This is a genomic window from Pseudomonas reinekei (assembly GCF_001945365.1).
Lineage (GTDB): Bacteria > Pseudomonadota > Gammaproteobacteria > Pseudomonadales > Pseudomonadaceae > Aquipseudomonas > Aquipseudomonas reinekei.
In genome coordinates this window covers 19,731-32,449 of record NZ_MSTQ01000028.1, presented here as the reverse complement: position 1 = coordinate 32,449, position 12,719 = coordinate 19,731, and the positions used below count along the sequence as shown (strand labels likewise).

Here is a 12,719-nt window from a genome sequence, read left to right as displayed (position 1 = left end):
CCGGTTCCCTGATTCGAGAGGCGGCCTATCACAGCGGACGACCTTCTTTGGCGTTGAGCGCACTCAAGGCCTTGACGTTGCCCAGGTCCGTCAGCTTGACGCCACCGTAGTTGCGCACGGCGAGGCTGACCGGGCCGCTGCTGGTGTTCCAGCTGAAACGTTGTTGAATACCGTCCAGATCACTGACCCGTGCGCTGTCGTTCATGCGCAGCAGGCCCCAACGGCCCGGGTAGTCGAACACCGTGAGGCGCTCGCCGGTCAGGGTCACCACATCCAGGCGCGCGCCCGGCGTGGTGGTTGTGCCCGGCCACGAGAAGCGGCTCCAGCTGGTCTTGCCGTTACGGTAGTGCTGCACCTGGCCATCGAGGGTGAAGATGATGTCGGTCAGGCTGGCGGAGGGTTCGAGCATGATTTCAAAGCCATTGTCACGGTCCGACAGGCTGGCAATCACCTGGCCCAACGAGCTGGCCTTGTCGATGCTGTTGACCATGTTCGGGTTGACCAGCGGCGTTGCCTTGCTGTCGCTGCTCATGCCCAGGCCTTCGCCACCGGACAGGTTGCCGATTTCGTTACGCTTGAAGTTTGGCAGCAGGCCGGATTCCGGGTCGACGAAACGCTGCAGGTCCTTGACCGACGCTTCGTTGCGGCTGCCTGCCGCGATCGGATAACGGTGCGCCATGACCTGTTCCCACGGCTTGGCGATCTGCTGTGCCCAGGCTTTGGCAATCTGTTGGCCGGCAGGGTCACGCAAGGTTTCCCAGGCAAACTGGATCGGCAGGCTGAACAGGCCCTGCAACGCAGTGGACAAGCCGCCCTGACTGGTGTCGACGGTGGTCTCGACATAGTTGCGCACACTGGTCACTTCGCTTGGCAGCCCTTCAAGGGTTTCGCTGATCAGCTGCTTGCTGCTTTTACCGACGTCCTGGGAGCGCTGGATGTTGTTCATCCGCACCTTGAGTTTGCGCAAGCCCGCCAGGTAGCGGTCCATGATCGTACTGTCGGCACCTTCGGCGTTTTGCACGGCGAACACCCGCGACACCGGCTCGAAGCGTTTGGCCAGGCTGCCGTCGTCAACCGCCGGCAATGGCGAAATCAGTGAGCTTGGCGATGCATTCTTGCCATCAAAAATGCCGCTGACACTGCTCCAGAATCCGTCATCGGGCTTGATGCCTGCCTGCAGGGTTTCGCGGGGGGCAGGGACATCCCACTGGGTGTTGTCATTGACCGCCGCCAGGAGGATCTTCACCGGCGAGTTCTGCACATCGCTGAGCAGCGACAGTTGTTGAGTCGCGTTGGCCATGTCCGTGAAGTGGCGAACGCCGACGCTGTCGATCAGGGTGTACCAGGCCTGGGTGTAATCGCGCTTGTAGCGCGCCATGAACTCACGGATGAAATTGGCCTTCTGCACAATGCTGTCGGCGCCTTCGCCGTCGAGCACCCAGTCCGATTCATTCTGCAGGTTGCCGGACACCAGTTTGATCAGCTCCGGCTTGACGAATTGCTCCCAGCCCTGACGGGTGAAAATCGCTGGGACCGCTTCTGTGCCGTACAGCAATTGACGGCCCGGCAAGGGCACCAGATCGCTCAGGCCGACCGCCGGAAACTGGCGACTCGATTCCAGTTGCAGACGCAGGTATTCGCGGTCTACCAGCGAACTGGAAATCATGAACGACTTCAGGCTGTTGCGGGTTTCGCTGATCAACTGCTCGTTGCGCGACAAGGTCGGCGCCTGACCACTCTTGAGCAATTGCACGTACACCGGCGCATTGTCCTGAATCACCGCACTGCTGACCGCGTTGTCGGTGCTGGCGGTCTTGGCCCAGGCCACTGGCAGCGCCGCACTCACGAATTCCGGATCCGGATGGGTCGCAGGTTGGGTCAGCATCAGATACAACTTGAGTGCGTTGTACGATTCGATAATCGAAGCGACCTGGCGTTCATCGAGTCGGCCCAACATTTCTTCGGACAGCGAAAGCCCGCCGGTCGTCGCCGACAGTTCAGCGGCATCGCTCGCGGTAGCCGGGTTGCGCAGTGCTGTCAGTGCTTCGCCGCGAACCTGGTTTGCGGCGCCCCTGGCAGCCCCGTTCAAGCGACTGGCTACATCACCGGTACTGCGCGGCAGGTTGTTCAGGCGGGTTGGCAGTTTTTGCCCCTGCAAACGGGCTTTGGCTGAGCCGGCCTTGGCCGTCGCAGGCGCAAAGTTATTCTGCGGGTCCATGGTTTTGGCGAACTCATTGAACGCGCGCATCTGCAATTGCAGTTGCAGGGTGATCGGTTCCAGGGCCTGAGTGCGCAGTTGCTGCAAGTAGGCGGTCTGTGCGACGCGATAAACATCGTCACCCCGGTACAGGCCGGCGCCGAGTTGCAGCGGCACGCCTTTGGCGCGGTGCTTCTCTATAGTGGTGAGTTGCTCGCGCAGCAGTTCCAGGCCGTGCCCCGAGGCGAGTAACCGCGCACTGTCCGGCGATTGGTGCAGTTCGGTCAGTTGCTCGCGCAGTGTCGCCAGCCACTGGCGGTTGTTCTGGAACGACAGGATCTGCCAGCCAATGAACGCCACACCCGCCAGCACCGCCAGACCCAGCAGGGCAGGGCTGGCGGATTTGTTCTTGCCGAACCGCGACTGGTAAACGGTCAAGTCGCGATCGGGGAAGATCACCCGACGGAACGTATCGGTGATGAAGTAGCTGCGCTCGCTGATCTTGCGGCCGGTGCTTGGCTCCGGTTGCCCCTGCTCCGGTTGCAGGGCGAACGACTCGGCCAGGTCGTCTTCATACACCTGGCTCAGTTGCTGATCGGTCTGCAAGGCGCTGGTGAAATACAGTCCCCTCAACAACAGTGGCGCGCCGCTGCGACGGCTCTCGGCGAAGTGTTGGAGAAACTGCTCCAGCACGCCCGACAACTCGGCGAAATAGTTCGGGAAGTTCAGCAATGCACTGTTGGCATCGGCCCCCAACGCAATCATTTGCGCGTCGACGTGACGACGGATGTGGCTGTGCAGGTTGGCCAGCTTGGCGTCCAGCACCGGACGCAGGCCCTGGCTACGGATCTCGGACAAACCGAAGGTCATGCCCAGCGGTTGCTGGCGCTCGTTCAGGTCCAGGCCTTCGAACGCCTGGTTGAACCCCGGCAGTTGATCGGTCTTGCTCAGCATCAGGTAAATCGGTGGATTGGCCTCAAGGCAATCGTTGTATTCCTCGATACGCGAGACCAGTTGCGCGGCGAGCTCATTGCGCTTGGCCACGCTGCAGGCCAGCAGTTCCGGCAGGCTGACCACCAACACCAGGCCATTGACCGCGGCCTTGCTGCGCTGTTTTTTCAGCATGCGCAGGAAGGCGGCGAATTCGCTGGCCGACGGGTCGTCGCGCAGGTAACGGCCGGCCGTGTCGATCATCACGGCCTCGGGGCTGAAATACCAATCGCAGTGCTGCGTCCCGCTTTCGGTGTCGTTGGCGCTGCTGGCAATGTTGGCGGACAGCCCCGAGCGGGTCAGCAACGAGGTCTTGCCCGCGGCCGACATGCCGATGACCAGATACCACGGCAAATCGTAAAGTGCCGACGAACCGCCGCCACCGGCCGAGCGATCGGCGCGCAGCATGGCGATGGCGTGCTTGAGGCGTTCGCGCAGCACTTGCTGGTCACGGAACTCACCGGCGCCTTTGAGCGACCGGTCAACTTCGATCTGCACCAGGTTTTCGAGGTTGTGTTCAGCCCGGATACGCTTGTACTGACGCAGCACAATGATCAGCAGGTAGAAGGCGCTGACGATCGCCATCGTCTCCAGCGCATAACCGCGCAGCCAACTCACGCGCGGGGCCGCGAACCAACTGACCGCCAGGCTTGCCAGCCACAGGACGGGGATGAGGAACCAAAAGCTTTTCAACAAACGCAATAATGTTTTCATGTCTTCCTGACTCGGTTACCTGACCTGTGCTCAGGCACTGAACAGCTGGCTGATTTGTTCGGACAACGCGGCTACATCCTTGCCCAGCAACCAGTCCAGCGTCAGGTAAACACCCACGCAGACCAGCGCAATCAGCGCCAGGTAGAGCCAGAGGGGGACTTCATGGCGCAGCATCTGCGAGACCTGGTCTGGCAGTGCCCAGTCGGGCGATAGCGCCTTGGGCGTCTTGCGAAAACGCGCGATGTCCTGGCCCAGTGTGTTGGCGATGTAACGCAGCTGGTCTTTTTGCCCAATGGTGAATTTGCCTTCGAAACCCAACGCCAGGCACAGGTGATACACCTCAAGTACATCGAGATTCTGTTTGACGTCGCCACGCAACGAATCGATCTTCTCGTAAAAGCCTTCGCCGGCCAGGTGCACGCCGAAATAGCGGAACTGCAAAGGCTGCAATTCAAAGTGACGGCGCAATTCGTTTTCCTCTGAGCGCAATACGCTTTCATCGAGGAACGCACACAGGGCGTACTGGGTGTCCTTCACCTGCTCAACGCTGTAGTTGGCGCTGCGGGCATCGCGTTCCAGGGAATTGAAGAACGTGTCGACGCTCGCTTCAAAGGCGCTGACCGAGGTGACCTGGCGGCCCTTGCGCACGATCAGCGCCATGCTGATGAAGTCCTGCACCAGGTCTTTGAGCGTCGGTTTTTCACTGGCAGCCGCGACGGCGCCTTGCAGTACGGCTTCGGTCATTTGAGTACCGCCATCAGTTCAAGCTTGAGGTTGGTGAACGCGCTGGGCGCATAGAAAGAAATGGCCTGGGCACTCATCATTCGTTCGTAGACCCGGCCGTGGGGCTCGATGGAGAAGTAGTGATTGTCCAGTCGCACCGGAATCGCATTGGGCAGGCGGGTCGAGTGATTGAGCGTGACGCCCGGCATGGCGCTGTTGACCACCACTTCGATGTCCTCCGGCGAGCCGACCTTGAATGCCCGTGGCACCAGTTCCAGCAGGCTTGCGCCGGGCATGTCGGCGTGCACGGAAATGTAGAAATCCGCCTCCGCCAGCCGTGGGTCGTGCAACTGGCCTTGCCAATACGACGGTTTGGTCTGGGTCAGGTTGATCACCACGCACTGGTTCGGCACGACGTTGTCGAGCAGCACGCGAATCATCTCGTCGAGCTTGACCAGCGAGGCCGCCGGATCGTGATGGTCGTATTCGGGAATGTCGTTGAGCTGGGTATCCAGTGAAAACGTCAGCAGGCCGCCGGCAAGTTCTGCCAGGAACAGATACAAACGCTCGGGGTGCAAACGCGGGTGCGCGAGCAGGTGCGCCAGGCTCGGATGGGCACGGTTGACCGTGTTCAGCAGCCAGAACAGGGTCACATCGCTTGAGCCAAATTCGGCGATCTGGTCCGCACGCTCGCGACGCCGGCCCGACAACGCCTTGCTCTTGGATTGCAGGGCGCCGAGCAAACGCTTGCCCAGACCGATCAGGGTGTCATGGGTGCCCAGGTGCAGCGTCGGGTGCACGAAATGCCCGTCGAGGTTGAAACCGCCGATGTTGTTGCGCGACAGGCGGGCAATCGGGCACCAGGTGTAACCATCCAGATTGTCGCCGTCGATCAGCATCACCACGTTCAGGCGCAGGCTGGTGATTTCGTTTTCCAGGTCGCCTTCGTTGAGGTCCGGCAAGGTGTCGAACTGCTTGCGAAAGCGACGCCCGGTTTTTTGCTCCTGGCCGTCTTCGACGTAATTCAGGCCGAAGGGCTCAGGCAGTTTCAGCGCAGCGTAAACCTTCAGGTCGTTGCCCTTGAGCAGGTCTTTCAAGTCGCGGGCTGCCGGCAGCGGATCATGCTGCGGCGCGTCGAACAGGCTGCCGTCGGGAAACACCAGTTTCAGACGCTTGAGCTGCAGGGAACCGGTGGCGAGGGCTTCCTCGTCTACTTCCAGCAACTGCACGCCCCAGTGAAAGGGCGTGTTACGCAGCGTTGCCTGCGCCAGCTGATGCTGGTGGAACTCATCCTGATACTGGAAATGTTGTGGCAAAAGGAACATGCCTTCGGACCACATCACCCGGCTTTGCTTACTCATTGAGCGCCTTCCAAAAATGAATTCAATTTCGAGTCCAGCGCTTTTTGCGCGGAGCCGGCGGCCTCGTCCTGGGCTTTTTCGATCACGGCGTCCTGAACCCGTTGGGTCAGGGTCGGCTGGGCCTGTTGGTCGGGCAGGGCGGAGGCTTTGGCGAGTTGTCCTTCGCTCTTGGGTTTGTTCAGCACGTCGACGCCGCTGACGGCGGACACCGTGTTGTTGTCCACCAGCACACGCAGTCCGTTGGATGAGAACCAGATGCCGTCCTTGCGCAGGGAGTTGGCGTCAAACGCGACCTTCCAGCGGCTGTTCTCGTCAGTGCGGAAAAAAGCCGCGACGCCGACATAACCCGTGGCCTTGTTCAGCGGCCATTTGTCGACCTGGCCCATTCCTGGCAACAAGGTGATTTCGCGGTTCTCGATCAGGGTGTTGCCGAGTGCTTTTTGCGGGTCGTCCCACAATGAGTCCGCGTCAACCGACGAAAAGCGTTCAAGCGAAGTCAGTTGGTAGACACGCAGCACCACGGACAGCGGTTGGCCGGCCGCGTCGGGATTGAGCTGGTTGCCGCCGTCGGACGTCAGGATGACTTTTTCGGTGTCATCGAACAGCATGTCGCCGGCCCATGTGTCGTCGACCCGTTTGCTGACCCGATCGGTCACGCCACACGCCGTCAGCGCGAGCATCACCGCCACCGCCGTCAGGCTTTTTGCCCATGCCGCTTTCGCGCAACGCTTCCCTGTATGTCTGTTATCCATGACCACTACCTGTAAATGCCCGGTCAGGACAGGCGATAGGCGAAATCGCCATCGCTGCCCAACTCGATGTTCAAACTCTGGATCGGTTTGTCCTGCGCCATGCGCTCCAGTACCCGTTGCGCCAGTTCCGGCATCAGGGTCTTGGACAAAATGTTGTCGATGTTGCGGGCGCCGCTGTCGACCTCGGTGCAGCGTGAGGCGATGGCTTTGGCCAGTGCCTCGTCATAGCTGAGGACGGCCTGATGGTTGCGTTCGAAACGCTGACGAATGCGCTCCAGCTTGAGGGCGACGATGCGCTCCAGAATCGCGTCCTTGACCGGGTAATACGGGACGATGGTCAGGCGACCGAGGAAGGCTGGCTTGAACACCTGATTCAGTTCGTCGCGCAGCCCTTCGACGATGGCTTCCGGCGTCGGTTGCGGCTGTGCATTGAGGCACCACTGCATGATGCGGTCGGTGCCGGTGTTGGACGTGAGGATGATCACGGTATTACGGAAGTTGATCTCGCGACCCTCGCCGTCATCCAGCACGCCTTTGTCGAACACCTGGAAAAACAGTTCGAGCACGTCCGGGTGGGCCTTTTCCACTTCATCGAGCAACACCACGCTGTAAGGCTTGCGCCGCACGGCCTCGGTCAGCACGCCGCCTTCGCCATAACCGACGTAACCCGGCGGCGAGCCCTTGAGGCTGGAGACCGTATGGGCTTCCTGGTACTCGGACATGTTGATGGTGATGACGTTGCGTTCGCCGCCGTACAGGGTGTCGGCCAGCGCCAGTGCGGTTTCGGTCTTGCCGACGCCACTCGGACCGAGCAACAGGAACACGCCGATCGGTTTGTTCGGGTCTTCCATGCGGGCGCGGGAAATCTTGATGCGCTTGCCGATTTCGTGCAGCGCATGGTCCTGGCCAAGCACGCGTTCGCCCAGCAGCGCTGGCAGGCGCTGCACGGTTTCGATTTCGTCGCGCAGCATCTTGCCCAGCGGGATGCCGGTCCAGCCGGAGATCACTTCGCCGATGGTGCCGCCATCCACCAGGGCATGCACCAGCGGTTGCTCGCCCTGGACGCTGATCAGCTCGGCGCGTACGGCGGCAATCTCGAGGGCATCGGGTGATTGATTTTCCGGGTGGCTGAGGGCACCCAGTTGCTCGACCAGTTGCAGTTCCCGTTGCCATTGTTGCTCGAGGGCGTCGCGGGTCTGCTGTTCGTTCAGCAGTTCGGCGTTGAGGGTGCTCAGGCGTCGGGCGTGGTCGCTGCCTTTGGCGGCTTCCTGCTGCAGTACCGAGATTTCCGCCTGCAAATTGTCGATCTGACGCTTGCAGTCTTCCAGCGGCCCGGGCTGCGCCGATTGCCCCAGGGCGACCCGGGCGCAAGCGGTGTCCAGCACGCTGACGGCTTTGTCCGGCAACTGGCGCCCGGTGATGTAGCGATTGGACAGGCGCACGGCCTGCACCAGCGCTTCGTCCATCACCGTGACTTTGTGGTGTTCCTGCATCTTGGCCAGCAGGCCACGCAGCATGTGGATCGCCTTGTCTTCGTCCGGCTCTTCGACTTTCACCACCTGGAAGCGGCGGGCCAGGGCGGCATCCTTTTCGAAGTACTTCTTGTACTCGGCCCAGGTGGTCGCCGCGATAGTGCGCAGTTCGCCGCGAGCCAGGGCTGGCTTGAGCAGGTTGGCCGCATCGTTCTGCCCGGCCTGGCCGCCCGAGCCAATCAGGGTGTGCGCTTCGTCGATGAATAGAATGATCGGGTGCAGGCTGCGTTTGGTTTCTTCGATGACTGACTTGAGGCGGTTTTCGAACTCGCCCTTCACCCCGGCACCGGCCTGCAACAAGCCCAGGTCCAATGTGTGGATGGCCACGCCCTTGAGCACCGACGGCACGTCACCCTGGGTGATGCGCAGGGCCAGGCCTTCGACCACGGCGGTTTTGCCGACGCCGGCTTCACCGGTGAGGATCGGGTTGTTCTGGCGGCGGCGGGTCAGGATGTCGACCATCTGCCGCACCTCGAACTCGCGACCGAGCACCGGATCGATCCGGCCTTCGCGCGCACTTTGCGTGAGGTTGATGGTGTATTGATCAAGGGCCGGGGTTTTGCCGTTGCCTTTTACCGGGTTGGCGCTGGCGCCGCCGGACGTGTCCAGCGCCTTGGCCTGTTTCGATTCGGCACTGCCTTCTACCAATGCGTTGAGGTTCACCCGTAAATCGTCGGCGTTGATCTTCTCCAGCTCGGCCGCACCCGCGATCACCACCCGGCGCAGTTCATCGTCATCAAGCAAAGCCTGTAGCAGATGACCGGTACGGATCTGCGCCTGGCCGAACTCGATGGAGGCCAGCACCCACGCCTGTTCGATCATGCGGGTCAGGTGCGGGGACAGCGCCGGGGTGCGGGTATTGCCTTTCTTGAAGGTCCCCAGTGCCGTCACCAATTGTGCCTGCAAACGCTCAGGCACCACGTCGTAATGGCGCAGGATGGCTGGCAGGTCGTTGTCGTTGCTGTCGAGCAACTGCAACAACAGGTGCTCCACTTCGACATCGTAGTGGTGTTCCGACAGACAAAGCGCCGCGGCACTTTCGGTGGCGGTGCGGCTGGTGTCGTTCAGCTTGGCGAACAGGGACTTCAGGTTCACAGGGAGACCCCATCAAAAGGAATGTGGAAGAGCGCGCAACGGGAGGGTTCCACGTCGACGCCTGGTCGTTTGAGCCAGCCGAGCCGGCCCAGCGAAACGTTGCCCTGGCGACCGAGGCGGGCCACGGGTACGGCTTGGGTTTTGAGCTTGGGCGCCAGCTGGAAGTCGAGCTCGGCACCGACATAGAAACGCACCAGTTCCAGCAGTTTCTGGTAGTCGACGGCGCCCGGCTGCAAGCGTTGATAGTCAGCCAGTTCCAGTGGGGCCGTCTCGATGCGCACGCACGATTGATAATCCCAGACCCGGTTACCGGCGACGGCACTTTGCCCGAGCACGGCGTTCTTGCGGCCCAGTTGCGTGCATTGGCTGGCATCGAGTTTGAGCCAGCGCCCGGCAAACGGCTTGACCTTGAACGGCAGCGAAAAATAGAAGCTGAGCATCACTTCCAGGTTCAAGGCGTTGCGTGGCTTCTGGGCGAACAGGCCGGAGAAATAGCTGAACAATTCACGACGCAGGGGCGAGCCTTGTCTGTCGAACTTCTGCTTCTGCGCCTCGGGGCCGAAACCCACCAGATTGAGCAGATAGCGGTCGAAATCCGAGCTGCCGTTGCGCTCGTACTCGATGTAAAACTTGTACTTTTGCCAGGCCTCGTAGAACAGCGTGGTCATGCGGTGCGAAAAGATGTCGAGAAAGGCGTGCGCCGCGTCATCCCGGTACTGGATGTGTCGCTCGATCAACAACTCAGTGTACGGGCGCGGCAAGACACCCGACGGCCCCACCAGCCCCATGAACGTGACCTGCACCTCGGACAGCGGCAGGCCGGCCACCGACACTTTGCCTTCGCGCTCGAACTGCAAGTCGCTGACTTCACTGGCCGGGAAGTTGAGCGACAGCTGCGAGCGAAAACGCAAAGGGTCTTCGTGCGGTCGGGTTTCCAGGTCCATGCGCCCGGTTCTGCTGTAGTGCAGGCGAAGCAAGCGCACCAATTGGAAAAACTCGAATCGGTGCGGCTCAGCCCGTGCCTGGTCAATCAGACCAGGGGTTGATCGCCGGTTCGCGGTGGCCATTGGACGACTCTCTTTTCGCGCTGCAAGGTGCGAAGGGTTAATTGGGTAAAGCTGTTCATGGAGCAGTACTGACCAAAGAAGTGATCGAGCACCATGCCGAACAAAAACACACCGCTGCCGGTGTATTGGCTTTCATCGAAATTGAGGGTGATGCCGACGCCGCGAACGAAGTTCGGCCGCGGGTGACCGATGCGTGCAACCACCGGTTCGCTGCTCACCGAAACGATGCCGTTGATCTGTTTGCGGATGGCTGACACGTTGCGGTAGTTGTAGAGCGACAACAGCTCCAGCAGCACTTCGCGACCACGGGAGACCAGCGACATGTGGTTCAGCGACAGGTGCGAAATCAGCCGCCAGATCACCCCGTTGCCCAGCGGCACCCGGGCAGTGGCGGTAGGTTTGCGCAGGCAGCGGATGTCTTTGATCACCGAGTTGCCGGGAATATTGAAATCGCCGCGCTCGCCCCCGAACGGCAGCATCAGCGGCAGGTCGCGGTTGCTGCAGGTCAGGCGGATGCTCAACGTATCGTTGTTGGCCTCCAGCAAACCCAGTTCGCGGTCCACCACCCGGATAAACACGTTCGAGCCGTCACGCTGGCCGGTGTGCACGGCGCGGCGCCGGGCAATCCAGAAACTTTGGCCGGGGCCTTGATCGCCCCGGGGTTCGAAAAACGGATGGCACGTGCCGACCTGATCGATACCGCCGACCTTGCGCACGCGCCGCACGCGATCAATCGACACCACTTCAGCCGAGCTTTGCAGACGCACATCCGGCGTCACCGCGTACTCGTGCTGGGCGTGGGTCAACTTGACCGGCTCGGCCTGCTGGCGGAACAGGTTGATGATCGGCGTGCAATTGAGCTTGAAGTTATTGCGGCCGATATTTTGCGTCAGGCGCGCCAGGCGATCGCTGAGGTCGTAGTCGGAAAAGTAGAAATTGACCTCGACTTGCTTGATTTCCTTGCCCGCCAGAATGCGTGCAAAACCGGACAGGTCGAAGAACATGAACTTGTCGGGGAAGGTGAAGTATTCGTGCAGCAAGCGATACCCGAGGAACGAACGCTCCGAGTAATCCACCAGCCCTTCGTCCAGGCCGTAACCGACCGCTTTCAACGCATTGGCCGGCAAGACCACCTCGCGGCTTCGCCCTTGATCCTCGAAGCTCAACGTGGCCTTGGCCAGGTTGTTGAACAGCAGTTCGTACAACTGCAGCATCAACGTGCTTTCGCCGTCGAGGAAAAATCGCAGGCTGTCGAGCTCCATCTTGCCGAACATCACATCGGACGTCGCCGCCAGGCCAATGCGCAAGCGCGCGACCAGGTCAGCGCTGTGGCCGTTGAACGCCGAGCGTTCCAACTCGATGAACGACGCCTGTTGCACCGCCACCGGCCACAGTTCGACCGGGTAGCAGGTGCGGAATTTACACACCACGCCTTCGATCGGATTGGCACTGAGCTCTGTGTGCCGAGGAACGCGGAAGGCTTCGGTAACTTTTTCCTGCTTGCCCAGGTTGAACTCGACGATCGACATCGACGGGGTAGGGCGCAGGTAGTGCGGGTACAGCACTTCAAGAAACGATTCGACGATTTCCGGCAGTTCGTCGTCGAGTTTTTTGTGCACCCGCGCAGAGAGGAACGAGAACGCTTCGATCAAGCGCTCGGTGTGCGGGTCTTCGCAGTTATCGCCCTCGATGAGCAACCGCGAAGCGATTTTCGGATACTGGCTCGCAAACTCCTGGCCCAAAAAGCGCAGGTGCGACAGTTCCTTTTCGTAATAGGGCAGCAGATCGTCGAGCATCAGTTGAGGTTCTGCACTTTGTATTCCTGGGTGTTGACCTGCAGCACGGCGTCGAAGGACACCTGCCGGTTGACGTCTTGCAGACGCAAGACGGCATCCACGCGAAAGGTCAGCATGCGTTGGCCGGTTTGTTGCGCGAGCAGTTGGACTTTGACGCTGCGAAAGCGCCGGTCGCCGTCGCTGATCGCTTTCTCGAGTTGCCGCTGAATCAACAGACGATCCTTTGGATCAAGCACGCTGCGGCTGGTGAAATCCGGCATGCCGTAATCGAGGATGCTGCCGCTCAGATTGACGAAATCGTCCAGCTCGTTGGCGACCAGGGACTGGCGAGTGTTGACCAGGATTTCCAGGTCGCGAACGATGCTGGCCTTGTAATCGGCCAGCGAACACAAGCGTTGCGATGACGCTTCGATGGACTGGTGCGGACGATCGTCCAGCAATCGGTCCAGCAATGAGGGCAACAGCTTGTGTTGATTTGTCATATTGCCTCCC

General features: G+C 60.8%; 8 protein-coding genes. All 8 read right to left on the bottom strand.

Annotated elements, in window-relative coordinates; translation table 11 throughout:
- Positions 1–28: 28 nt before the first annotated feature.
- Genes BVK86_RS27515 through tssE form a run of 8 tightly spaced genes read right to left on the bottom strand, consistent with a single transcriptional unit; the run spans position 29 to position 12,709 of the window.
- Positions 29–3,901, bottom strand: a complete 3,873-nt coding sequence (locus BVK86_RS27515; RefSeq protein WP_075949376.1) for a type VI secretion protein IcmF/TssM N-terminal domain-containing protein — start codon at positions 3,899–3,901, stop codon at positions 29–31.
- A gap of 30 nt (positions 3,902–3,931) precedes the next feature.
- Positions 3,932–4,645: a type IVB secretion system protein IcmH/DotU gene (icmH, locus tag BVK86_RS27510; RefSeq protein WP_075949375.1), complete on the bottom strand. Its 714-nt coding sequence runs from the start codon at positions 4,643–4,645 to the stop codon at positions 3,932–3,934.
- Complete coding sequence (tssK, locus tag BVK86_RS27505) at positions 4,642–5,985, bottom strand: type VI secretion system baseplate subunit TssK (protein WP_034150984.1); 1,344 nt, start codon at positions 5,983–5,985, stop codon at positions 4,642–4,644. Before tssK ends, icmH begins: the two co-directional genes overlap by 4 nt.
- On the bottom strand, positions 5,982–6,737 hold the full coding sequence (gene tssJ, locus BVK86_RS27500) for a type VI secretion system lipoprotein TssJ (protein WP_075949374.1): 756 nt from the start codon (positions 6,735–6,737) through the stop codon (positions 5,982–5,984). Before tssJ ends, tssK begins: the two co-directional genes overlap by 4 nt.
- A 23-nt stretch (positions 6,738–6,760) precedes the next feature.
- Positions 6,761–9,364: a type VI secretion system ATPase TssH gene (gene tssH / locus BVK86_RS27495; protein ID WP_075949373.1), complete on the bottom strand. Its 2,604-nt coding sequence runs from the start codon at positions 9,362–9,364 to the stop codon at positions 6,761–6,763.
- Positions 9,361–10,431, bottom strand: coding sequence for a type VI secretion system baseplate subunit TssG (gene tssG, locus BVK86_RS27490; protein WP_075949372.1), 1,071 nt, complete (start codon positions 10,429–10,431; stop codon positions 9,361–9,363). Before tssG ends, tssH begins: the two co-directional genes overlap by 4 nt.
- On the bottom strand, positions 10,395–12,227 hold the full coding sequence (gene tssF / locus BVK86_RS27485) for a type VI secretion system baseplate subunit TssF (RefSeq protein WP_075949371.1): 1,833 nt from the start codon (positions 12,225–12,227) through the stop codon (positions 10,395–10,397). The genes tssG and tssF overlap by 37 nt, the downstream gene beginning before the upstream one ends.
- On the bottom strand, positions 12,227–12,709 hold the full coding sequence (gene tssE / locus BVK86_RS27480) for a type VI secretion system baseplate subunit TssE (RefSeq protein WP_075949370.1): 483 nt from the start codon (positions 12,707–12,709) through the stop codon (positions 12,227–12,229). Before tssE ends, tssF begins: the two co-directional genes overlap by 1 nt.
- Positions 12,710–12,719 lie beyond the last annotated feature (10 nt).

Bases quoted from the DNA above. Each gene is read 5' to 3' on its own strand.
- BVK86_RS27515 (WP_075949376.1), bottom strand. From the start codon at position 3,901: ATGAAAACATTATTGCGTTTGTTGAAAAGCTTTTGGTTCCTCATCCCC.
- icmH (WP_075949375.1), bottom strand. From the start codon at position 4,645: ATGACCGAAGCCGTACTGCAAGGCGCCGTCGCGGCTGCCAGTGAAAAA.
- tssK (WP_034150984.1), bottom strand. From the start codon at position 5,985: ATGAGTAAGCAAAGCCGGGTGATGTGGTCCGAAGGCATGTTCCTTTTG.
- tssJ (WP_075949374.1), bottom strand. From the start codon at position 6,737: ATGGATAACAGACATACAGGGAAGCGTTGCGCGAAAGCGGCATGGGCA.
- tssG (WP_075949372.1), bottom strand. From the start codon at position 10,431: ATGGCCACCGCGAACCGGCGATCAACCCCTGGTCTGATTGACCAGGCA.
- tssF (WP_075949371.1), bottom strand. From the start codon at position 12,227: ATGCTCGACGATCTGCTGCCCTATTACGAAAAGGAACTGTCGCACCTG.
- tssE (WP_075949370.1), bottom strand. From the start codon at position 12,709: ATGACAAATCAACACAAGCTGTTGCCCTCATTGCTGGACCGATTGCTG.